Origin of the sequence: Streptomyces coerulescens (assembly GCF_042657965.1) — a bacterium.
In the GTDB taxonomy this organism is placed as follows: domain Bacteria; phylum Actinomycetota; class Actinomycetes; order Streptomycetales; family Streptomycetaceae; genus Streptomyces; species Streptomyces coerulescens.
Window position 1 is genome coordinate 368,465 of record NZ_JBHSKM010000019.1, and the last position, 22,033, is coordinate 390,497.

At 69.1% G+C, this 22,033-nt stretch carries 16 protein-coding genes; 8 read left to right on the forward strand and 8 right to left on the reverse strand.

The window, feature by feature from the left end; genetic code table 11:
- Positions 1 to 233: 233 nt before the first annotated feature.
- From ACFPQ9_RS24730 to ACFPQ9_RS24740, 3 genes are all read right to left on the reverse strand, one after another.
- Positions 234 to 4,256 carry an Rne/Rng family ribonuclease gene (locus tag ACFPQ9_RS24730; protein ID WP_380857180.1) on the reverse strand — a complete coding sequence of 1,341 codons (4,023 nt, stop codon included), beginning with the start codon at positions 4,254 to 4,256 and terminating at the stop codon, positions 234 to 236.
- Positions 4,257 to 4,519: 263 nt separating this feature from the next.
- Positions 4,520 to 5,329: a TIGR03936 family radical SAM-associated protein gene (locus tag ACFPQ9_RS24735; protein ID WP_380857183.1), complete on the reverse strand. Its 810-nt coding sequence runs from the start codon at positions 5,327 to 5,329 to the stop codon at positions 4,520 to 4,522.
- Positions 5,330 to 5,377: 48 nt separating this feature from the next.
- Positions 5,378 to 6,496 (reverse strand): hypothetical protein, encoded by a 1,119-nt coding sequence (locus ACFPQ9_RS24740; RefSeq protein ID WP_380857186.1) that lies wholly within the window; start codon positions 6,494 to 6,496, stop codon positions 5,378 to 5,380.
- A 220-nt stretch (positions 6,497 to 6,716) separates the two neighbouring features.
- On the opposite strand from ACFPQ9_RS24740, the gene ACFPQ9_RS24745 reads away from it, so the two are divergent.
- On the forward strand, positions 6,717 to 8,156 hold the full coding sequence (locus ACFPQ9_RS24745; protein WP_380857189.1) for a hypothetical protein: 1,440 nt from the start codon (positions 6,717 to 6,719) through the stop codon (positions 8,154 to 8,156).
- Positions 8,157 to 8,189: 33 nt separating this feature from the next.
- Here the strand turns inward: ACFPQ9_RS24745 and ACFPQ9_RS24750 are convergent, their stop codons facing one another.
- A complete protein-coding gene (locus tag ACFPQ9_RS24750) occupies positions 8,190 to 9,644 on the reverse strand; it encodes a hypothetical protein (protein ID WP_380857192.1) in 1,455 nt (484 codons plus the stop codon).
- Here ACFPQ9_RS24750 and ACFPQ9_RS24755 point away from each other — a divergent pair.
- Positions 9,643 to 9,855, forward strand: a complete 213-nt coding sequence (locus ACFPQ9_RS24755) for a hypothetical protein (RefSeq protein ID WP_380857195.1) — start codon at positions 9,643 to 9,645, stop codon at positions 9,853 to 9,855. The genes ACFPQ9_RS24750 and ACFPQ9_RS24755 overlap by 2 nt on opposite strands.
- A gap of 69 nt (positions 9,856 to 9,924) precedes the next feature.
- Here ACFPQ9_RS24755 and ACFPQ9_RS24760 read toward each other — a convergent pair whose 3' ends face one another.
- Positions 9,925 to 10,281 (reverse strand): carboxymuconolactone decarboxylase, encoded by a 357-nt coding sequence (locus tag ACFPQ9_RS24760; RefSeq protein WP_380857198.1) that lies wholly within the window; start codon positions 10,279 to 10,281, stop codon positions 9,925 to 9,927.
- Between the two features lie 213 nt (positions 10,282 to 10,494).
- Positions 10,495 to 12,105 carry an MFS transporter gene (locus ACFPQ9_RS24765; RefSeq protein WP_380857201.1) on the reverse strand — a complete coding sequence of 537 codons (1,611 nt, stop codon included), beginning with the start codon at positions 12,103 to 12,105 and terminating at the stop codon, positions 10,495 to 10,497.
- 352 nt (positions 12,106 to 12,457) lie between these two features.
- Between ACFPQ9_RS24765 and ACFPQ9_RS24770 the strand changes: the two genes are divergently transcribed.
- From ACFPQ9_RS24770 to ACFPQ9_RS24785, 4 genes are all read left to right on the forward strand, one after another.
- The gene (locus ACFPQ9_RS24770; protein ID WP_380858655.1) at positions 12,458 to 13,381 is read left to right on the forward strand and encodes an NADP-dependent oxidoreductase; all 924 of its coding nucleotides are present in this window, start codon (positions 12,458 to 12,460) and stop codon (positions 13,379 to 13,381) included.
- A gap of 271 nt (positions 13,382 to 13,652) precedes the next feature.
- Positions 13,653 to 14,753, forward strand: coding sequence for a trypsin-like peptidase domain-containing protein (locus ACFPQ9_RS24775; RefSeq protein WP_380857204.1), 1,101 nt, complete (start codon positions 13,653 to 13,655; stop codon positions 14,751 to 14,753).
- Positions 14,731 to 15,384: a DUF2225 domain-containing protein gene (locus tag ACFPQ9_RS24780; RefSeq protein WP_380857207.1), complete on the forward strand. Its 654-nt coding sequence runs from the start codon at positions 14,731 to 14,733 to the stop codon at positions 15,382 to 15,384. The genes ACFPQ9_RS24775 and ACFPQ9_RS24780 overlap by 23 nt, the downstream gene beginning before the upstream one ends.
- Position 15,385: 1 nt before the next feature.
- Positions 15,386 to 17,467, forward strand: a complete 2,082-nt coding sequence (locus ACFPQ9_RS24785) for an nSTAND3 domain-containing NTPase (protein WP_380857212.1) — start codon at positions 15,386 to 15,388, stop codon at positions 17,465 to 17,467.
- A gap of 224 nt (positions 17,468 to 17,691) precedes the next feature.
- On the opposite strand, the gene ACFPQ9_RS24790 is transcribed toward ACFPQ9_RS24785, so the two are convergent.
- The gene (locus tag ACFPQ9_RS24790) at positions 17,692 to 18,180 is read right to left on the reverse strand and encodes a hypothetical protein (RefSeq protein WP_380857215.1); all 489 of its coding nucleotides are present in this window, start codon (positions 18,178 to 18,180) and stop codon (positions 17,692 to 17,694) included.
- Between the two features lie 176 nt (positions 18,181 to 18,356).
- On the opposite strand from ACFPQ9_RS24790, the gene ACFPQ9_RS24795 reads away from it, so the two are divergent.
- Together ACFPQ9_RS24795 and ACFPQ9_RS24800 are read left to right on the forward strand one after the other, a co-directional pair.
- Positions 18,357 to 18,914, forward strand: a complete 558-nt coding sequence (locus ACFPQ9_RS24795) for a hypothetical protein (protein ID WP_380857218.1) — start codon at positions 18,357 to 18,359, stop codon at positions 18,912 to 18,914.
- A gap of 607 nt (positions 18,915 to 19,521) precedes the next feature.
- On the forward strand, positions 19,522 to 19,680 hold the full coding sequence (locus ACFPQ9_RS24800) for a hypothetical protein (protein WP_380857221.1): 159 nt from the start codon (positions 19,522 to 19,524) through the stop codon (positions 19,678 to 19,680).
- Between the two features lie 322 nt (positions 19,681 to 20,002).
- Here ACFPQ9_RS24800 and ACFPQ9_RS24805 read toward each other — a convergent pair whose 3' ends face one another.
- Positions 20,003 to 21,976 carry a TIGR03960 family B12-binding radical SAM protein gene (locus ACFPQ9_RS24805; RefSeq protein ID WP_380857224.1) on the reverse strand — a complete coding sequence of 658 codons (1,974 nt, stop codon included), beginning with the start codon at positions 21,974 to 21,976 and terminating at the stop codon, positions 20,003 to 20,005.
- Between the last annotated feature and the right edge of the window lie 57 nt (positions 21,977 to 22,033).

The window sequence follows — 22,033 nt, forward strand, 5'->3', positions numbered from 1 at the left end:
TCTCTCGCTCGGGAACGGCACCCCCGCAGTCCAGCCGCCCGGCATGCGGACAGCCTCTCCAGGACACCCAGTGCTCCGGAGGAAGAGGTTTACGGGGATGTGGCGTGCCTATATCCACGGACACGCCGACGGTCAAGGTTACGGGGCGCTGGCCGAAGGGGTCAAACCGGGCCGGGCCCCACGGGAGTGCGGCCGGTCACAGGGACCGGCCGCAGCTCACTGGTGGGTGAGTGTCACTCGTCGGTGGCGGCGCTGACCGTGGTCTTCTTCGCCGTCGCCTTGGCCGCGGCCGTCTTGGCGGTCTTCGCCGCCTTCTTGACCGTCGCCTTCTTGGCGGCCGTCTTCTTGGCCGCGGTCTTCTTGGTGGCGGCCTTCTTCGCCGTCGCCTTCTTGGCCGTCTTACGGGCCGTCTTCTTGGCCGGAGCGGCCTCCTCGACGCCCTCGCCCTCCTCCGCGGCGGGCTCGGCCTGCGTCTCGCCCGCCGGGACGACCAGGACGGCCGCCTCGTCGGACGCGCTCGGCGCGGTGGCCTTGCGCACGGCACGGCGGCGCGGACGGGCCGGGGCGGCGCTCTCCGCGGCCGGCTCGGCGGGAGCCTCCTCGGCCGGGGTCTCGGCGACCGGCTCGGGCGTCGCGGCGGCCGTCACCAGGGTGGTCTCGGCCTCCGCGGGCGACCCGGCGGGCGCGGACACCTTACGGGTGGCGCGACGCCGGGTACGGCCCTTGGGCGCGGCCTCCTCGGCGGCCGGGGCCTCGGTCTGCACGACCGCGTCCTCGACTGCCGCCGGCTCGGCCCTGACCTCCGCGGCCGGCTCGGGCTGGACCGGGCGCTCGATCTCCTCGGCGACGGTCACGTCCTGAGCGGTGGGCACCGCCTCGGCCTTCTTCGGCGCACCAGCCGGAGCCGACACGCGCCGGCCCCCACGGCGCCGTGAACGACCACCGCGTACGGCGGCCTCCGCCTCGGCGACGCTGCTGTACAGCTCCTCGTCGGGCGCGAAGGCGGGCTCGGCGAGCGCGGCCGGCTCGGCGACCTCCGCGGCGACCTCGGCCTCGGTCTCCGCCTCCTCCTCGGCCGTCTCGGCCGGCTCGGTGGCGACGGACGCCTCGTGGACGTGCTCGGGACCGGCACCGGCCCGCGCGCGCTTCTTGCGCTTGCCGCCACCGCCGGTGGACGTCGGCTGCTCCATGTGCACGATGACACCGCGGCCGTTGCAGTGCACGCAGGTCTCGGAGAAGGACTCCAGCAGGCCCTGGCCGACCCGCTTGCGGGTCATCTGGACGAGCCCCAGCGAGGTCACCTCGGCGACCTGGTGCTTCGTACGGTCCCGGCCCAGGCACTCGAGCAGGCGCCGCAGCACCAGGTCCCGGTTGGACTCCAGCACCATGTCGATGAAGTCGATCACAATGATGCCGCCGAGGTCGCGCAGCCGCAGCTGGCGCACGATCTCCTCGGCCGCCTCCAGGTTGTTCCTGGTGACCGTCTCCTCCAGGTTGCCGCCCTGGCCGGTGAACTTGCCGGTGTTGACGTCGACGACGACCATCGCCTCGGTCCGGTCGATCACCAGCGAACCGCCGCTGGGCAGCCAGACCTTGCGGTCCAGCGCCTTGGCGAGCTGCTCGTCGATCCGGTACGTGGCGAAGACGTCGACCTCGGACGTCCACTTCTGCAGCCGCTCGGCCAGGTCCGGCGCCACGTGCGAGACATACCCGTGGACGGTCTGCCAGGCGTCGTCACCGCTGACGACGACCTTGGAGAAGTCCTCGTTGAAGATGTCGCGGACGACCCGGACGGTCATGTCCGGCTCGCCGTACAGCAGCGTCGGGGCGTTGCCGTTCTTGGCCTTCTTCTGGATCTCTTCCCACTGCGCCTGGAGCCGCTCGACGTCGCGGCGCAGCTCGTCCTCGCTCGCGCCCTCGGCGGCGGTGCGCACGATGACGCCCGCGTCCTCGGGGACGATCTTCTTGAGGATCGTCTTCAGCCGGGCCCGCTCGGTGTCGGGCAGCTTGCGGCTGATGCCGGTCATGGAGCCCTCGGGGACGTACACGAGGTAGCGCCCGGGGAGGGAGACCTGGCTGGTGAGCCTGGCGCCCTTGTGGCCGATCGGGTCCTTCGTCACCTGGACGAGCACGGACTGGCCGGACTTCAGGGCGGACTCGATACGCCGCGGCCCGTTGGCCATGCCGAGCGCCTCGAAGTTGACCTCACCGGCGTACAGGACGGCGTTGCGTCCCTTGCCGATGTCGATGAAGGCGGCCTCCATCGAGGGAAGAACGTTCTGGACCTTGCCCAGATACACATTCCCGACGTACGAGGTCGACTGCTCCTTGTTGACGTAGTGCTCCACGAGCACGTTGTCCTCGAGGACGCCGATCTGGGTGCGGTCGCCGTGCTGACGGACCACCATCACGCGCTCGACGGCCTCACGGCGGGCCAGGAACTCGGCCTCGGTGATGATCGGGACACGACGGCGGCCCTGCTCACGGCCTTCGCGGCGGCGCTGCTTCTTGGCCTCCAGACGGGTGGAGCCCTTGATCGACTGCACCTCGTCGGACGGCTCGGCCTTCGGACGGGGCTCGCGGACCTTGACGACGGTGCGCTCGGGGTCGCCGTCGCCGGGCTCGGTGTCCACGGAGGAGTCACCGGCGCGACGCCTGCGGCGACGACGGCGACGGCTGGAGGAGCTGGACCCTCCGCCGTCCTCGGCGCGCGCGTCCTCCTCGTCCTCTTCCTCCTGCTCGGCGGTGTCCTCGGCGTCCTGCTCGGCCTGCGCGGCGGCGGTCTCGTCGCCGTCGGTGTCACCACCGTCGGCGTCCGCGGCCTCACCGCGACGACGACGCCGGCCACCACGCCGACGGCGACGACGCGACCCGGTCTCCTCGGTCTCCTCGGACTCCTCGCCGTCGGCGATGTCCTCGGCGCCCTCCTCGGCTTCCTCGGTCTCGTCCTCGGCGGCGGTCCCGGCGACCCGGGTCTCGGTCTCCTCGACGTGTCCGCGGCGGCGGCGACGGCGCCTGGACGCGCCGGCCTGCTCCTCCGGGAGCTCCTCGACGTCCTCGGTCTCCGCCTCGGCGGCGGCCGCGGCGGCGGCGCGCTCGGGCGTCTGGAACTGGGGCTCGGTGAACACGGGCGCCTGGAACACGGCCACGGCGGGCCGCGCCGGACGCGGTGCGTCCTCGGCCTCCTCGGAGGCGGCGGCCCGAGCGGGCTCGGCGAACCCGGCGGCGGCCCGACGGACGACCCGGCGACGGCGCCGGGGCCCGGCTTCCTCACCGGTCTCGGTCTCGGTCTCGACACCGGCGGACACCGGGGTCCCGGGGGTCTCGGCCGTCACCGACGGCTCGGTGGACTCAGGCGTGCCGGTCGTCTCGGCGGGTGCCTCGGCGGCAGCGGCCTCGGCTCCACGCCGCGTGGCACGGCGACGCGTACGACGCGGCGCGGCCTCCTCGGCGGGCTCCGCGGGCGCGACAGCGGCGGGCGCCTCCGTCTCGGCGGCGGCCTCGGCGGCGTCCGGCGTCCCGGAGGGCGCGGACACCCGACGCGTGGCACGACGACGCGCACGACGCGGGGCGGCCTCTTCGGCGGGCTCGGCCGGCTCAGCCGTTTCCGTTTCGACGGCGGCAGGGGTCTCGACAGCGGCAGCGGTCCCGGCGGCGGCAGTGGTGTCTGCCGCGGCCGTGGTCTCGGTAGCGGACTCGGCCGCCTCGACGGGCGCGGGGGCACCGGCGGGTGCCGACGCGCGGCGCACGGCACGGCGACGCGTACGGGGCGCGGCCGGCTCGGCGGCGGCCTCGGTGCTCTCCGTGGCGGCGGCCGGGGTCGCTTCCTCGGCGACCGGCGCGGCGGCCGTCACGGGAACGACGGTCTCGGCGGTCTCGGCGGCCTCGGGCGCCCCGGCGGGCGCGGACGCGCGGCGCACCGCACGGCGCCGCGGACGACCGGTGGGCGCGGCCTCCTCGGCGGCCGCCACGGCCTCCGTCGTCTCCTCGGCCTCTTCGTCCTCAGTGGCCTCGGGAGTCACCTCGGCCTCGACGGCCTCGGCGTTCTCCTCGGCCTTCTCGGCCTCGGTCACAGCCGCGACATCCGCGGCATCCGCGACCGGTATGGCCGGCTCGACAACCTCCGCGGGCTGCGCCTCGGCGGCCACGGGCGGTCCCGCCGGGCGGGACGCGGCACGACGCCGACGGCGCGGCGGCAGGGTGTCGCTGGGAGTGTTCGGTTCGGAACCCTCGGTGGGTTCGGTCGGTTCGAGCATGCGGGCGTTTCTCCCGTCAGGCTCCCGGGCGCCGCGCCTGGTCCGGCGGCATGCCGGTGACGTCCGCGGCTCGCGCGGTGCGCGACTGCCGCCGTCCGGGGCGCGGGCGCCGCACGGGAGCTCTCTGTGTCCTGTCTCGCCGGTTCCGTACGCCTCATGCGTACGGCCTGGCGAAAGTCTTCTGGTCGGTGCGCTGCCCGACCCAGGTGGCTCCCGAGTACGAGGGCGGCGCTTTCGACGTGCGTCCCTACGCGGAACCTTCCTTACGCCGGCGCCGTCGCGGCGGCAGCGGGCTCGGCCTTGGTTGGGGCCGTCGCTGCCTCGCGGTCGGGCGCGAGCGGGTCGGTCACCGTGCCGGTCTCTTCATCGAACAGCCCCTGCGCCAGCCTGGTCACCGCTGCGGGGACCGGCGGCGCCAGGTCGGCCACGGCGCGGAGACCGGACAGGACGTCGTCGGGTCGTACGGCAGGCGTCACGTGCCGAACAACCAGCCGCAGTATCGCACAGGGCTGGTCGGTCGGCCTATCAGCCTGGGAACTGTGCGTTTCTGACGCGTCTGTCCTGTCTGCCGTGTCTGTCGCGCCGGAGCTTTCCAGTCGGACGACCGCGGGGCGGGCGTCGAAGGTGCGCACGCCGTTCTTGGTCATGCGCTGTACCTCGACGGACTCGGCGGCGTCGAAGGCGGCGACCGCTCGCGCGGCGTCGGCCGGGTCCACACCGTCGAGCCGCAGCTCCCAGACGGACGCCGTGAGCCGGTCGGCGAGCCCGGAGACCCGGGCCTCGACCGCGTCCACGACGTCGAGCCCGGTGGGCAGCGACGCGTCGAGGAGCACTCTCAGCTGCTCCGGATCACGCGCCTCGGTGAGGGCGATCTCCAGATACTCCGCCTCACTGCCCGTGCCGGTGGGTGCGGCATTGGCGTACGACACCTTCGGATGCGGCGTGAACCCCGCCGAGTACGCCATCGGCACCTCGGCACGGCGCAGCGCACGCTCGAAGGCGCGCTGGAAGTCACGGTGGCTGGTGAACCGGAGGCGGCCGCGCTTGGTGTAGCGCAGTCGGATGCGCTGCACCGCGGGTGCGGGCGGCGGGCCTTCGGGCTGTCGCTTGCCCAGTGTCGTTCAGTCCTTCGTGAGAGCGGTCGTACTGCTACCAAGAGTACGTGTCTCGCGGCCCCGAGGTTCCCGCCCGGGCACGGCTTCACGCTCCCGGGAGTCCCCGAACAGCATCCGCCGGAAGTCGGCGCGCGCCTGTCGTACGGACTCCCGGGCGGACGCGATGGCCTGCCGGGTGGCCCGGCCCACGCTGCGGGCGGCCTCGGCGACGGGCCGCAGCACCGCGTCCCGGAGAACATGTCCGACGGGCGTGAGCACGGTGCGGTACACCCAGCGCGCCGGCTCGACGAAGGTCCATCGGAACAGGTTCGCGAGGAACCGGCCGACGGCGAGCGAGATGTGGCCGGCGATCCGCCAGGCGTGCCCAAGGGCGTCCCGGATCTCCCTGCCGACGACGGCGAGCGCCCGGCCGACCGGGGCGAGAACCCACCGGTACAGGGCCAGCGCGGGCAGCACGCACAGCACGCGCACGATCCAGTACAGCGCGATCCCGATGCCGGTGACGACGGTGCTCACGAGCCACACCACGCCCTTCGCACACCAGGCGATGGCATGACCGACCGGGGTGAGGACCCACTCGTACAGCCACCGGGCCGGTACGACGAGCAGGTATCGCGCCAGCCAGGCCATGGCTGCGAACACACCCAGCCCGATGGCGGCGAGCACCGCGCCGAGCCCCTTGAGGACCCACAGCACGGCGTGCCCGATGGGGGTGAGCACGCGCGCGTACAGCCACGCGAGCCCTGCCCCGATCCCCCGCGCCACCCACGCGCACGCGTGCCCGACGGGAGTGAGTACGTACCGGTACAGCCACACGAGGGGTATGACGAAGAGCACGTTCCCGAGCCAGGCGAGGCCGTGGGCGACCGGAACCACGACGTACCGCCACAGGGCCACGAACGGCCACACGAACACCGCCCGGCCGAGCCACAGCAGCGCCCGGCCCACCGGTCGGAGCACCGTGTCGTTCAGGAAGCGCCCGGCGACGACGAGCGCGTCCCAGGCCATCCGCACCGGCACGACGAGTACGAGCACGACGATCCGCACGGGCAGCCGGATCGCGACGACAAGACACCCCTCGGGCGCCTGGTCCTGCTGCCGAGCCGGTGGCTTCTCAAGGTCCATGTCCGTGTAGACGCCGCAGGCACCTGTCCGGATCCAATTGCAGGCCACAACTATGTGCGGATCCTCGGACCCGTCAGCCCTGGAGGCCCTGGAGACAACACCCGGCCCGAGGCCGGGCGTTCGCATTGCGGGATGCGCGCAGCGGGTGAACAGTGGATTGCACAGGCCCGGGTCGGCACAGAGTTGATGCGGTACAGCGCCCAGCGCATCTGGAACCAACATGGCCAGAACCACTCGGCGGTACGCCTTCCACAGGGTCCACGCATCCCTCCTCGCCGCGGCGCTCGCCGTGCCGGTGGGGCTGACGAGTGCGATGGCCCACGCGCCCGCGCAGACGACACCACCACCGTCGCCCACGTCCCCCGTGCCCACCGCGCCCCCGACTCCGACAGCGGAGCCTTCCACGCCCGACCGGACCTCCACGCCGACGGACACGCCGACCGGCTCCGCACCGGCCGACGAGGCAACTCCGGACGACACGCCCCCCACTGACCGGCCGTCGGGCCCGCCCGACACCGAGGGCGAGACGACCGCCGAGCCCCCGCAGGAGCAGAAGCAGGCCCTCGCAGAGGTGACGGCGACTCTGAACGACAGGCGCGACGACGTGCCCGAGGACCTCAGATCGACCGTCGACTCCCTCACCGCCACGCTGCGGGCAGTGACCGACCCGGAGACGACACCCCAGGACCGGGGCGCGGTCACCGGGAGCGCCCGGGCGCTGGCCTCGACGCTCGGTGTCATCAGCGACGACGGCACACCCGGCGAGCTGCGGGACCGGCTGAGCGGGCTCGTGAAGCAGGTGACCGCCACGCTGGAGGCGGGCCAGGAGCCGGAGGTGGCGGACGAGGACGGGTCGAGGGTCTTCCTGGTGGCGAATCGGACGACTTCCGCCCTGGACACGATCGCCGACACCGGGCAACCGCAGAAGTGGCGGGAGCAGCTCGCGACGATCGTCGAAGACGTGAACCACGCCATGGAGCAGACCAACGGCGGGGGCGAGACGGGTGACACAGCAGTGCCCGTGAGTTCGTCGATCGGCTATCTCATCGGCTCGGACCCCTCGCAGGGCCTCGTCGGTTCGAGCCCGGCCGAGACGCAGGGGGACGACGTCGGGAATCGACAGGAACTCACGGACAGGTCCGAGCGGGCCGGCCGGCAGATGAGGCTGGCGAGCGACCCCGATTCCTCGCAGGAGGAGCAGTCCGAGGCCCGGCGTGAGATGCGGGAGCAGACGGCCCGTATGAAGGAAGAGCAGCGGAAGGCGGCCTCCGATCAGGAATCGCCGGATGCCTCTCTCGGCAAGGCCGCCGAAGTCTGCGCCAACGCGATATTCGATTCCGTCTCGGAGCGGAAACTCTCGGACGGGCTGGAGGGCCTGACTCCGCAGAGCTGGGACAGCGCTGGAGTCAAGGACTTCTGGAAGGCCAGGGCCGAGGGAGATGACGTGCTCGACGTCCGCGCCTTCTTGCGCAACAACGAGAACACGCACGCCCCCTTCCCGGTCGCGAAGCTCATCAGCAGCCTTGCCGAGGTCGTGGGAGTGGATGAGCTGACCTCGGACGTCGGGGGAATTTCGACGGCCCACTGCAAGCAGTCCGCCGCGTACCTGGAGGATCAGGGGGTCACGGCAGGCGACTGGGTGGTGAGTGACGACTATTAGGGCGGCGGCGGAGGTGTCGTTTCGGGGGTGTCGTCACAGACCGGCGGAGCTCAGCAGTTCCGCGACGGGGACCTCCGCTTCGGCCCGAATGCTCGCCGCGCCGTACCGGTCCAGTTCCCTCTTCACTTCCTGCTCGGAAACCGTCTTGTTCCAGTGAGCGAGGGACGAGACGGAGGCGTACGGCTGACGACCCGGTGACCAGGTCGCCCACACGAAGCGGGGCTTGCGCGTCACGTTGATGAGGTTGTTGTTGTGCCGAACGCGCCCGCCGTAGACGAGTTGCTGCCCGCATGATTGCCAGGGGCAGTAATACCCCTCCTCGTTCGTCCGCCATGTGTAGTGGGGATTTTTGAACTGGTCCACGTCCAGCTTTCCCCGGTCCTTCCTCATATAGGAAACCTGCATGGTGACGGCGACGGTGCCGAAGGGCGCGTCCCTGGGAATCTGAAACACGCGCTCTACGGTGTACTCCTGCCCGACTTCGAGCCACTTTCCCGGTCCGTAGACATGACTGCTGCTGATGACGGTCCTGGTGAGGCGATCGGCGTAGCGCTCCACGTCCCCGAGCGCATTCCCCCGCCCCGCGCTGCGCCTCCATTCCCGCAACATGTCCTGGTTGCCATGGATTTCGGAGTACGTGGCGCCTTTGCCGCGGACCGTGTAGATGTCGTTGGTGATGTAGACGGGGATGCCGCCGGTGTTCTTCATGTGGAGCGAGAGCGGTACATGGACGAAGGGCGCCCCACGATCCGACCGCGCCGTCCCGAACTTCGCCTTCAAGGAGAGGTGCATGGGGGCCGCGGCGGGCTGGTACATGGTCGAGTACGCGAGGCTGACACCGGTCAGGAGTGCGGTGACGACCACGCCGGCCGCGAACCGCTTGGGCCGTGGCACTCCTTGCCAGCAGTCGTCCCGCACCAGCACGACGAGCGCCCAGACGGACCAGCACCACAGCGGCAGGAACATCAGCAGATACGGGGTGGGCTCCATCTCTTCGAGCCACATGAACAGCAGCAGGCTGTCCGTGGCCAGCGCGATGAGCACCCCGAGCAGGACGACCGCCCCGGATCCCCTGAACCGCCGACTACCCCAGTAGTCGAGCGCCGCCGCCGCGGCCAAGCCCTGCACCAGGCCCGACAGCACGAAAAGGACCCCGGTCATCCGTTGCGCGAAGGTGAGCGCCCCGGCGGCGTCCGGCCAGCCGACCAGCGCGCTGAGCACCAGGGAGGCCAGCAGTCCGGCCGTCATCAGGGCGAGGGTCGCGCGTCTTCGCCACGGCCGGTCCGGCCACGTGTCGCTGTCTCCTCCGCGCCAGCTGATGAACGCAGGGTCGTCCAGATCGATGTCGTCCGGGAAGTCGAGATGGCGCAGTATTCGGCGCAGATCGCCCGACGACCAGGCACTGCCCACCGTCTCGCTGCCCCTGGTCACCCGGCGAAGCCCACGGCTGTCCGGCGCCTCGACGACGACCCAGGGGCGAATGCTCATGTCACCAGGCTCAAACGCACCCCACCCTCGCGCACCCGGGGCTCCCCCGTTCGGCAGCCGGGCGGCTCGGGGCGTCGACGCCTTCAACGCGCACGCGGGCGGCCCTTACTTCGCCGCGTTCTGCGCCGAGGCAGGCGCCTACGCCGAAGGTCCGACGTGGCTCATGCGGGGCAACGTCGTGGCCGACAAGCCTGCCGACCTGCGGTCCTGAGTGGCTGAGGACCCAGGCTCAGGACCGGCGTCCAGAGTGGGCTGGGGACGCGGGCTCAGAACCCCGGGCTCAGGACCCGCTGCGGCTCTGTGCCTCCGCCTGGGCGATGGCTTCGGCCTCGCTCTCGGCCATCGCCAGCGTGACCCCGAACGCCTCGGCGATGTGGCCCGCGGCCGACATCACGCGCGCGGTCCCCACGACGGGGGCGATCGCGACGAGCAGGTCCTGCAGGTGCTCGACGGTGAACTCGGCCTTGATCGCGGGGTTGATGTGGGCCAGGTAGGAGATCGCCGGTGCGTCCATGGCCACGAGCGCGGCGATACGGGACAGGATGAGCGTCCGCTCGTCCATGTTGCAGTGCTCGAGGGAGTCGATCGTCATCGCGGCGATCGTGTCCAGTACGGGAGTCTCGGATGCAGTGGCCATGACGCGGCCCGCCTTCCGGTGCTGTAGGGAGTGGACCCGGGAGTGCAACCGGGAACGCGCGAGCCGTTCACCGGGAGTGAAACCAGGAATGGAACCGGGAGTGGAACCGCACTCACCCGCTCGACGCGGGAATCGCCCCTTGGCGTCCGGCGGTTGCCCCTCAAGCGTAGGCGCCGTCCCTCTGCCGCGCGCGTCGAGCCGGGCGGGCCGCGCCTACGTGGAGGCGGGCTGGGTCGTCGGGATCCTCGACGTGAAGAACAGCGCCAGGGCGCACGCGAACGCGAGGATCGCGAGCGCGGCACGCAGACCGTCCAGCCGGGCGTCGGCGTTGGCGTCCAGCGCGGCCCGAGCCACCTCTTCGTCGACACCCGCTTCGTCCAGAGCGGACTTCAACTGCGCGTCCGACAGGAACGTCACACCGTTCTGGAGCTCTACGGCCGCCTGCTCCTTGACCTCCGCCGGGATCGCCGGATTCTGTTCGAGGTTGGTCAGGAAGGAAGAGGCGAGCGCGGCGATCAGGATCGATCCGGCGAGTGCCGTACCGATCGAGGAACCGAGGTTGGTGACGGCGTTCTGGATGCCGCCGACCTCCGCGCTCTGCTCGTCCGGCACCGCCGAGACGGTGACCGACCCCAGTTGGGACGCCAGCGCACCCGTGCCCAGCCCGATCAGCAGGAACGGAATCGTCACGATCTCCGCGCCGGCGTCCGCGTCCAGCGCGGCCATCAGGACCACCGCACCGGCGAGCAGGGCGAGGATCCCCAGCCTGACCACCCGTCTGGGCGAGACGTCCGGGAGGAAACGGGGGATCAGGGTCGCGGCCGCCAGCAGGGTCAGGGAGAGCGGCAGAAGGCGGGCACCGGTCTCCAGCGCGGACAGACCCAGCGCGATCGAGAGATAGAGGGGTACGACGAAGAACACGCCCATCAGGACGAGGTACTGGAAGAAGAACATGGTCAGGCCACCGGTGAGCTGTCTGGTGTGCAGCAGCGCCGGCTCGATGAGCGGATCCCGGTGCCGCTCCACGAGGCGGGCCTCCCAGTGGAGGAAGAGCCAGATCAGCAGCACACCGGCCAGCATCAGCCATACGACCGGCGAGATCCCGAGCCACGTGGGCGCGTCGGGCTTCGGACGGAACCACCCCCACTCGTCGGAGCGGAGGACGCCGTAGACGAAGACGCCGAGCCCGAGGGCGCACAGTGCGGCGCCGACGAGGTCGATGCGCGGGCGCTCGCCGCTCGCGGCGTCGGAGATGCGGCGGGCGAGCACCAGAATGCCGAGCACCACCAGGACCTCGCCGGCGAACACCCAGCGCCACGACAGATACGTCGTGGCCAGACCGCCGATCAGCGGCCCCAGCGCGATCGCCACGGCACCTGCCGCCGCGACGAGTCCGTAGGCGGCGGGACGTCGCTCGGCCGGGAAGTTGCCGGCCACCAACGCCACGATCGCGGGCAGGATGAGTGCCGCCCCGATGCCCTCCAGAAAGGACCAGCCGAGCAGCAGCACCGGCAGGTTCGGCGCGAGCGCCGTGACGAAGGAACCGCATCCGTAGATGCAGCAGCCGATCATGAAAGCGCGTCTGCGGCCGATCAGCACCCCGACCTTGCCGCCCGGGATCATGAACATCGCCATCACGAGCGTGTAAGCCGTGATGGCGCCCTGAATCCCGGTCACCGTCGTGCCCACGTCGTCGGCGACCGATGCGATGGAGACGTTCATGACGGAGCTGTCGAGCGCCATCAGGAACTGACCGGCCGCGAGTGTCCACAGGACGAGCCGCGCCCTTGCCGCACCCTTTGCCGTGCCTGCCCCGGACGTCATGGGCCAAGCATTGCCGCCGCCCGGGCCCGGAACGTTGCCCCGCCGCAGAGTTCAGCCACTCGGCGCACAGGAAACCGGGCGCGCCCACTCGGCGCACAGGAGCAGGCACGCCCACTCGGCTCCGGCGGGCCCGTCAGTTCGCCACGCGAGTCACGCCGGTAAGGGACCGTCATTGACCGCGACAGCAATGGCCCATCCGAACGTACACGAAATGGCCCAGGCCGATGGGCCACCTGCCGTCTACGCTCGCAAATGCAACGAAACGAGTGTGCTCTACGGGGTACCGCTCACCTCGTCGGCCACCCATCAACGCGAGGAACCTTTCATGCAAGCCAGACAAGCCATGCAAACGATGCAGGCCATCACTGTCCGCGACCGCGAAGCAGGCGTTCGAGGTCTCACCCTTACCGACCTTCCCCATCCGCACGCCGCCGAGAACGACGTCGTCGTGCGTGTTCATGCCGCTGGATTCACCCCGGGCGAGCTGGACTGGCCCGGCACCTGGACCGACCGGGCCGGACATGACCGCACCCCGAGCGTGCCCGGTCATGAGCTGTCCGGTGTGGTCACGGAACTGGGCTACGGCACCACCGGGCTGAGCGTCGGCCAACGGGTCTTCGGTCTTGCCGACTGGGCGCGCAATGGCACGCTCGCCGAGTACGTGGCGGTCGAGGCCCGCAACCTTGCCCCGCTCCCGGCCGACATCGACCACGTCACGGCTGCGGCTCTGCCCATTTCCGGACTCACCGCGTGGCAGGCCCTGTTCGACCACGCCCGCCTCACCACCGGTCAGACGGTGCTCATCCACGGCGTGGCGGGCGGCGTGGGCTCCCTCGCGGTCCAGCTGGCTCGGGAGGCCGGCGCCCGCGTCCTCGGTACGGGCCGAGCCGGTGACCGCGACACCGCCCTCGACCTGGGCGTGCACACCTTTGTCGACCTCCAGGCGGAGCGCCTCGAAGGCATCGGTGAGGTCGACGTGGTCTTCGACGTGATCGGCGGAGACATTCTCGACCGGTCCACCGCACTGGTCCGCCCCGGTGGCACGCTCGTCACCATCGCCCGCCCTGTCACGGTCCACCCCGAGGACGGGCGTGCGATCTTCTTCGTCGTCGAACCCGACCGCACGCGCCTCGCCGAGCTCGCCACGCGTGTCCGCACCGGTCGCCTCCGGCCGATCATCGGCTCAGTGTGGCCGCTCACCGAAGCCGCCGACGCATTCGCCCCGGCCAAGCGCACTCCGGGCAAGGCGATCATCCGGGTCACCGAGGACCAGTAGAAGGACCGGTAATCCGACGGCGCCCCTGAAAACCTCGGAGCGGCGGCCGGGACAGCCGACCCTGCACCGGGCGAGGGCCCCCACTCACATACCCACCTAAGCGAACGTGCCCGCCGGGCGCCGGCTCCGCGTTCTGAGGGGCAGCGGCAGCAGCTTCTACGGCCTCTGACCAAGAGGCAGCGCATGGCACCCGGACACGGATACCGTGGACGCCGAGCCGCTGTGACGATGGTTGATGGGTCGTGCGGACGGCCCGAAGGGGGACTGTCAGGTGGTCGAATTGTCGCCGGACGACAGGGCGGCGCTCATCGCCGTGCTCAAGGAACTACCGGAATTCGCACGCGAGGCCGATCGGGGCGAGTTCGTGCGAAATGCGGGGCTGGCGCGGCTGGCCACCCACGTCGACCTGAGCGGATCGCCCTACGTGGCGGCGAGCAGGCTGGTGACCCACGCCCTCGCGTATGGGCGCGTCTCTCCGGAACACGAGGCGCTCGGGCGAATCGTCAACGAACTGACCCTGCTCGTGGGGATCGAACAGCGCACACTCCTCACCGGCATCCTCGATCGCTACGGCCTCATGGTTCCGGTGGCGACACAACCCGAGCCAAGGGGGGCTCTGAGCGACCGGGACGTCGCCCGGTTCCAGGAAAAGATCATCGGCGAGAACACACTGCGGCCCGTCTCCTTCCTCGCCGAAGGCCTGCGCGCCGCGGCCGCCGTCGCATACGTCGAGACCAGGGTGGGGCACCGCAGCTGGTCGGGCACGGGCTTCCTCATCGCCCCTGGACTACTACTGACGAACCATCATGTAATCGGTACTGAAGAGCAGTTACGCGGATCGGTTTTCCGCTTCGGCTTCGAGGACGACGCCGAGGGCCGCGCCCGACCGGTCAGTGAGTACCGGGCGACTGAGGGCGGGCTCCTGCACACGAGCCCGGGCGACGAGCTGGACTACTCCCTCATCGCGATCGACGGGCAGCCCGGCCGTAAGTGGGGGTGGCTGAGCGCGTCGAAGGCGCCCCCACGGACCGGAGACCGCGTCAATATCGTGCAGCATCCGGCCGGACTGCCCAAGCAGATCGCCCTGCAGCACAACCGGATCGCTTACCAAGGAGGGGACGTTGTTCAGTATCTGACCTCCACACTCCCCGGCTCCTCCGGCTCCCCCGTACTGGACGACCAGTGGCAGGTGGTGGCGATCCACCACAGCGGGGGCAGGATTCCCGAGCCGACAACGGGCCGGTTCTTCTACCGCAACGAGGGCATCCTGCTCTCAAGCGTGCTCGCCCATCTTCCCGACGAGCTGCGTGGGCAGACCAGCGTTCCGAGCTTCATCGAAGGAGGCTCCGATGACGACCATCTTCCCGCGTGACTTCAACTGCCCCAACTGCGGTACGACATTCAAGTCCTACGTCACCGGCAGCACCAACAACATGGGTGGCGTCACCACCGACTTCCAGGAGATCGCGGGCGGATCCCAGCCGGACAGGGGATTCATCCACACCTGCGACAACTGCGGATTCACCGGCAACAGTGGCGCCTTCAACGGCCGTGTGGACAAGAAGGTGTCCCGGCTCATCGCCGAACGCATCACGCCCTTGGTGCGCGACGAGCATTCCTCGGCCTCCCGCCGGTTCGAGTACGCCGCGTGGATCGCCAAGTGGCGAGGCAGTGACGCCGAGGAGATCGGAAGCCTGTATCTACGGGCCGCTTGGGCCTGGGGTAACGAACCGGAGGTGGAGAGCACCGAAGGCCAGGATTACCTGCGCCGACAAGTGATCGAACACTTCGAGAGGGCGATCGAGGAGAACTTCGTCGTCGGCGAGCATGCCCAGACCATCAAGTACTTGATCGGCGAGCAGTACCGGAGAGTCGGTGAGCCGGAGGCGGCCGCACGCTGGTACGACCGCGTCATCGCGGAAGCCGGGAACAACCCGGATCAGCGCCGGCTGGTCGACCTCGCCCGACAGCAGAAGACCGACCCTCAGGAATTCCTGCGCTGAGATGACCGACCCGCACCACCGAGCCGTACCGGGCCGAATACGCCAGCAGGCGCAGCGTCTGCTGCGCCGGGTCCCGGGAATCGACAGATCTGGTCTGCGCCAAGCGCTGCTCCAGGACGCTGCGTTCGACGCGGACCTTCTGGACAGCATTCCCGTGGACGGCTCCACGATCGATTTCTGTGCCGTGGTCGTGGACCGTTGCGCACGCCACCACCACGCACCCGGCACGGAACCCCCGCTGGTATCGATCCTGCGCGCCGCGGTCGAGTTCGTCGGCTCCCCTCTCGACGGCGAACTACTTGCACTGGCACAGGAGATCACGGCCATCGCCGCCTCGGACACGTCCGAGGATCGGACGCTGGACGACTTCCTCGACGAACTCGGCCTGGATCGCCACGCGGAGGCCAGCCCGTACACACAGCTCACCTCTGTGTTCGTGCCTCCCCAGCAGTACGACGACATCGTCGCCACCCTCGAGCGGCACCACGTCGTGTTCATCGTCGGCGATCCCCACGTGGGAAAGACGTTCACCGCCGTCGAACTGCTGTGGAAGCTCTACTCTCGGTCCGGATTCTCTCCCAACTGGGTGAACTCCCAGCAGCTCAGCCTGACGCTGAGCACATCGCCGGGCAGGTTCGAGGACCGGCTTGCCAAGCTCTTCCCGAACGACCAGGCCATCTATCTGGAGGATCCTTTCGGATCGACGGTGCCTGTGGACATGCCGGAGTTCGTCACGAACCTACGGCGGTTCCTGGACCTTGTGGCCGCCAGGAGATGCCGGGTCATCGTCACGTCACGCTCCGCCGTCTTCGACAAAGTCATCATCGACTCGTTCGCCGAGTACACGATCACGCTGAGCCAGCGACTGACCGTGGAGACCGCCTACACCACCGCTCAACTGGACGAGATCGCGGAACGGTATGTCGCCTGCTACTGCCCGCGATGGACTCCCGTACCGCCGTACGTCATCACATGCATCACCAACGCCCTGCCCGTACCGCACAACGTGGAACTGTTCATCCGCAACACCAGGGACATCCCGGACGTCGAAGAAGCACTGACCCGACTGCCCGGATACCGAGACATCTCCTCGGAGTTCGGCCGCCAGGTCCGGCTTCTGACTCTCGTGGAACAGGGCTTCCTGTATCTCGTCGCGACCCTGTCCTCGGAGCACATCGATCAGGACACGGTCCGCCGACTTTTCGACGCCGCGGTCCGAGGCGGAGACTTCGGTCATGTGGGCATCACGTCCTTCGACATCGCCCTCGGCTCGTTGCACGACTACGTCCTGTGGCACGGCACCCTGACAGGCGGCTACCACGCGCTGCGGCATCCGAGCATCGAGGAGGGGCTCGACCGCTGCGTCCGCGCCGATCCGCAGCTCACCGAGGTGGTACGCAGACTGGCTCGGCGGATGGCGGACAGCAGCGAGGTCGGCGTGCGCAGTGCCGCCCTGCACGGATTCCTCCGGCACGCCGACATCATGTGGACCGCTCCCTGGGGCCAGCGCGTCTTCCGTGAATTCCTGGACGCTCCCGACGTGGCGACCCGCCAGGCAGCACGCAACCGACTGATTTCCGACTTCGGCAAGGTGCCCGCGTCCGCGCGGATCCCACTGCTCGAATACGTCGAGGCGACTTGGAACGAACGCTATCTGCTGCGACTGATGCTGATCGCCCCCGTGGCCGAGCCATGGCGGGGACGCATTCTCGGACGGCTGCTGGATACCTGGGACGACTGGGTCCGATTCCGGCTCGCCCGCAACCTGGGCCACCTGTTCAAGGACCCGGCAAACGACCCGGCGGTACGCCGACTGCTGACCGACCCGACCCGACAGATCGCCAGGACCGCGGCACAGGGGCTCCTGGACGAACTCGGCCGGCACCCCGCGGCCCCGAACTGGCAGGCGATCAGACTGCTGCACGAGACCGGCCTGGCAACAAGCGTCCCTGAGATCGCCCACCGACTCGACGCCCTGCTCACCGCCGCCCGCAACACCTCTTCCGAAATACCCGCGGACCTCCTACCCCTCACACTGGCCCGCCCGCCGGACCCCGGTCGATCCACCTCAGAGACCCCCTAGCGTGAACTCAATGGCCTACATCCACCGCCGTCGACAAGAGGTGCAGGGTCGGCCTGCTCGCCTGTACAGGACTCAGACCCCTGATAGATCGCCTGCCCATCCTCAGTGCGCGTGACCCCTCGACGCGGGCGCCTGCGCAGCGTTCTTGACGGTCAGAGGAAGCAGCTTCTTCCCGGTCGGCCCGATCTGGATGGGCATATTCATCTGCGGCCTCGCTGAAACACTCATCCGCTTGCGACCGCGGTCCCGGGACGGGGCGAGACGTGCAACTTGGCGAGGATCGTGATCGACGTACGGACCATCCCGATGGCCAGGGGTGGAGCTAGCGCGGCATGAGTGAGATCCCCGTGCGCATAACTGTTCCGGATCGGCCGTCCGCAGCTATCGAGGAGGTCGTACTGCTCCTCGGTGAGGAGTCCGTCAACGCGGGCCTTCCTGAGGTGGCTAGCTAGGGTGCCCTTGCCATAGCGGTCGGTGAGCGCGGTCTCGATGGCGATCACGGAGGTCGCAGCGCCGATCATCATGAACTCGTAGCGGTAATAGCTCATGCGGATCAGCTCGCGTGCCGTGGTCAGGACGCTTTCCGCAGCCTGGGGCAAGCCAGACGGGATCACGAGGTCACGCACCAGGTCGTGCATGTCAGCGAACTGGCCGGCCCAGTGGCGGAATCGCTCGTCGGGTACAGGCCACGGCAGCTCGGCGGTGTAGCTCATGCCACGGATTCTGGCAGCACAGCCCCGTGAAAGCAGTCGAATAAACGGCCGATGGTCGCGGGCCCAGGCCCAGCAGCTCCCTGAGTAGCCCATGAGCGGGTCAACGGCTCTACCAGATACACGGATTCAAATCAACGAGAATTGACAGTTTCTATTTTTCAGATGACGCTCCCGTCATGGGAAACGTATTCAGTGAGCGGGTTACCCACCTCAACAGCAGGGCTGGCAAGACTTACCAGGAGATGGCTGCTGACTGTGACTTCAAGCGATCGGTGACCTGGTGGAACAAGGTGCGGTGGGACGAGATCGAGGATCCGCCCAAGCCTAGCCTCTACCCGTATTTGGCCAGATCCCTCGAGGTGCCCGTGCGCCGGGTCGCGGAAATGGTCGCCGAGCAGTGGTGCGGAGTGCGGCCGGACGACACGGTGCCCGAGCATCTGCGGTCTCCCCTCGCAGTGCTGCGGGATGTTCGCGAGGAAGACGTGTCGGTCATCCAGCAAATGGCGCGAGCAATGTGTGAGAAGCGTGGGGCCGAGGTCGAGGCAGAACGCTTCTCTGCCAGGCTGCTCACGGCCTTTGGTGAGACCGACGGACCGTACACACTGGAGCAGTTGGAGTGGCTCAAGCTGTCCGAGTTGCAGGCCGTCAAGATGGACGTGGGCATGGGCAGGGCGGAAGTTGAGGAAGATGCTTACGCACTTCTCGACTCGATCCCGGACCCTGGAGACGAGTGACGCGTGGCACCAAGTACGGCATCCACAGCCAGACAGGCTGCCCACCAGCCGCGCCGAGGTAAGTAGCTGCGTGCGATCTTGGGTCAGATCTTCGCCTCATGCGAGCAGGGTTTCCTGAACCGTTCGTTGACGGGGTTCCCGAACCACGCGGCCGCGAACCTGGTACGTATCAGCATCGCTGTCACCGCAGTCAGCAGGCGCCTCAAGGAGCAGCAGTGGCAACAGATCGCAGAAGTCGCAGAGGCAGCATCGCGCATAACCAGCAGGTGGCTGGTGCAGAGACCAGCCAGATCGTTGGCGCGGCAGTCTTCTTCGGGTTCTTTGCGTGGGGGCTGGCCGATGTGACGCACAACTACTCGTGGGGGGTGTTCGCTGTGCTGCTTGTGGCCGAATGGGTCGGGGAGGCTCAGGCACGGATCCGTGTGGCGTTTGCTTGGAACCGTCGTTTTGTGGCGGATGGCGCCATCGGCATAAGTGGCGCTCCGACTCCCGCGGCTGCCTGGACGCCAAGATCGGTGAGCCGCATGTCGTCGGGACGGCCGTTCCCATCCATACGGGTGGCTTCCACTTCTTCGCGGAGAGCGGCGGGTCTCATCAGTTCCCACCTGTGGAGATCGTCAAGATCGATCGGAACTTTCCGCACCACCGGATAGAGATCACCACGACCAGCACGGCATGGAAGACGATCTTGGTGGAGCCGCAGAACTGGAACATCAAGGCGTGGGGCCTTCTCAAGGACCGGGAAACCTACAAGGCAGACCAGTAAGGCCCACCACAAGGACAGCTTCCGGCAAGAAGCTCGGTCGCGCGCATTCACCCACCGACGAACGCCGACAAGCCCCCTTCGGGGTTCGGGAAGGGGGCTCGCGGCTACGCAGTCACGTGCAGGCCGATGCAGACCTCAGACCCACTCCAACTCGGAAACGATGTGCAGCGAAGCCTCAGGGCCCGGCAGCGGTGTCCAGAGGGGCACTGACGGCACTGGTGGACGAGCGGTCGAAGCGCCAGCCGCGAACAACGCAGTCGCCGCCTCGTCCTCGCTCGCCCCTGCCAGCGCCTCCATCACCCGATCGAGTGCCCCGCCCACCTCAGTGAGAGTGCCCGCCAGACGCCGGCGCCGCGTTCTTGACGGTCAGAGGCAGCAACTTCTTCCCAGTCGGCCCGATTTGGATGGACGTGTCCATCTGCGGACACACCCCGCAGTCGAAGCAAGGCGTCCACCGGCAGTCCTCGACCTCGGTCTCGTCGAGGGCGTCCTGCCAGTCCTCCCAGAGCCAGTCCTTGTCGAGGCCGGAGTCGAGGTGGTCCCAGGGGAGGACCTCCTCGTAGGTGCGCTCGCGGGTGGTGTACCAGTCGACGTCGACGCCGAAGGGGGCCAGCGCCTTGTCGGCGCAGCTCATCCAGCGGTCGTACGAGAAGTGCTCGCGCCAGCCGTCGAAGCGGCCGCCGTCGTCGTAGACCGCGCGGATGACGGCGCCGATACGGCGGTCGCCGCGGGACAGCAGGCCCTCGACGATGCCGGGCTTGCCGTCGTGGTAGCGGAAGCCGATCGAGCGGCCGTACTTCTTGTCGCCGCGGATCTTGTCGCGGAGCTTCTCCAGGCGGGCGTCCGTCTCCTCCGCCGAGAGCTGCGGGGCCCACTGGAAGGGGGTGTGGGGCTTGGGGACGAAGCCGCCGATCGAGACCGTGCAGCGGATGTCGTTCGAGCGTGACACCTCGCGGCCCTTGGCGATCACGTTCATCGCCATGTCGGCGATCTGCAGGACGTCGTCGTCGGTCTCCGTCGGCAGACCGCACATGAAGTACAGCTTCACCTGGCGCCAGCCGTTGCCGTAGGCCGTCGCGACGGTGCGGATGAGGTCCTCCTCGGACACCATCTTGTTGATGACCTTGCGCATGCGCTCGCTGCCGCCCTCGGGGGCGAAGGTCAGGCCGGAGCGGCGGCCGTTGCGCGTCAGCTCGTTCGCCAGGTCCACGTTGAACGCGTCCACGCGGGTCGACGGGAGCGACAGACCGATCTTGTCCTCCTCGTAGCGGTCCGCGAGGCCCTTCGCGATGTCGCCGATCTCGGAGTGGTCCGCCGACGACAGGGACAGCAGGCCGACCTCCTCGAAGCCCGTCGCCTTCAGGCCCTTGTCGACCATCTCGCCGATGCCGGTGATCGAGCGCTCGCGGACGGGGCGGGTGATCATGCCGGCCTGGCAGAAGCGGCAGCCGCGGGTGCAGCCGCGGAAGATCTCCACCGACATGCGCTCGTGGACCGTCTCGGCCAGGGGGACGAGAGGCTGCTTGGGGTACGGCCACTCGTCGAGGTCCATCACCGTGTGCTTCGACACCCGCCACGGGACGCCCGACTTGTTGGGTACGACACGGGCGATACGGCCGTCCGGGAGGTACTCGACGTCGTAGAACGCGGGGATGTACACCGAGCCCGTCTTCGCGAGGCGGAAGAGGACCTCTTCGCGGCCGCCGGGGCAGCCCTCCGCCTTCCACTCACGGATGATCTTCGTCATGTCGAGGACGGCCTGCTCGCCGTCGCCGATGATCGCCGCGTCGATGAAGTCGGCGATCGGCTCGGGGTTGAAGGCCGCGTGGCCGCCGGCCAGGACGATCGGGTCGTCCAGCCCGCGGTCCTTGGACTCCAGGGGGATGCCGGCCAGGTCCAGGGCCGTGAGCATGTTGGTGTAGCCCAGCTCCGTGGAGAAGCTGAGCCCGAACACGTCGAAGGCCTTCACCGGGCGGTGGCTGTCGACCGTGAACTGCGGGACGCCGTGCTCCCGCATCAGCGCCTCCAGGTCCGGCCACACGCTGTACGTGCGCTCGGCGAGGACGCCCTCCTGCTCGTTCAGGACCTCGTAGAGGATCATGACGCCCTGGTTGGGCAGCCCGACCTCATAGGCGTCCGGGTACATGAGCGCCCAGCGGACGTCGCAGGACTCCCACGGCTTGACCGTGGAATTGAGTTCTCCGCCGACGTACTGGATCGGCTTCTGCACATGCGGGAGCAGAGCTTCGAGCTGCGGGAACACGGACTCGGTGACCGCAGCGGCTTCGGCAGGCATCTCGCGAACCTTCGGGGCTGGACTGAACTGACAGGGGTGACCATCTAGCCTAACGCG

What these genes read in the sequence shown, in the direction of transcription:
- ACFPQ9_RS24785 (WP_380857212.1), top strand. Translation starts at nt 15,386, where the DNA reads ATGACCGACCCGCACCACCGAGCCGTACCGGGCCGAATACGCCAGCAG.
- ACFPQ9_RS24770 (WP_380858655.1), top strand. Translation starts at nt 12,458, where the DNA reads ATGCAGGCCATCACTGTCCGCGACCGCGAAGCAGGCGTTCGAGGTCTC.
- ACFPQ9_RS24765 (WP_380857201.1), bottom strand. Translation starts at nt 12,105, where the DNA reads ATGACGTCCGGGGCAGGCACGGCAAAGGGTGCGGCAAGGGCGCGGCTC.
- ACFPQ9_RS24730 (WP_380857180.1), bottom strand. Translation starts at nt 4,256, where the DNA reads ATGCTCGAACCGACCGAACCCACCGAGGGTTCCGAACCGAACACTCCC.
- ACFPQ9_RS24755 (WP_380857195.1), top strand. Translation starts at nt 9,643, where the DNA reads ATGTCACCAGGCTCAAACGCACCCCACCCTCGCGCACCCGGGGCTCCC.
- ACFPQ9_RS24790 (WP_380857215.1), bottom strand. Translation starts at nt 18,180, where the DNA reads ATGAGCTACACCGCCGAGCTGCCGTGGCCTGTACCCGACGAGCGATTC.
- ACFPQ9_RS24740 (WP_380857186.1), bottom strand. Translation starts at nt 6,496, where the DNA reads ATGGACCTTGAGAAGCCACCGGCTCGGCAGCAGGACCAGGCGCCCGAG.
- ACFPQ9_RS24760 (WP_380857198.1), bottom strand. Translation starts at nt 10,281, where the DNA reads ATGGCCACTGCATCCGAGACTCCCGTACTGGACACGATCGCCGCGATG.
- ACFPQ9_RS24805 (WP_380857224.1), bottom strand. Translation starts at nt 21,976, where the DNA reads ATGCCTGCCGAAGCCGCTGCGGTCACCGAGTCCGTGTTCCCGCAGCTC.
- ACFPQ9_RS24750 (WP_380857192.1), bottom strand. Translation starts at nt 9,644, where the DNA reads ATGAGCATTCGCCCCTGGGTCGTCGTCGAGGCGCCGGACAGCCGTGGG.
- ACFPQ9_RS24780 (WP_380857207.1), top strand. Translation starts at nt 14,731, where the DNA reads ATGACGACCATCTTCCCGCGTGACTTCAACTGCCCCAACTGCGGTACG.
- ACFPQ9_RS24745 (WP_380857189.1), top strand. Translation starts at nt 6,717, where the DNA reads ATGGCCAGAACCACTCGGCGGTACGCCTTCCACAGGGTCCACGCATCC.
- ACFPQ9_RS24795 (WP_380857218.1), top strand. Translation starts at nt 18,357, where the DNA reads ATGGGAAACGTATTCAGTGAGCGGGTTACCCACCTCAACAGCAGGGCT.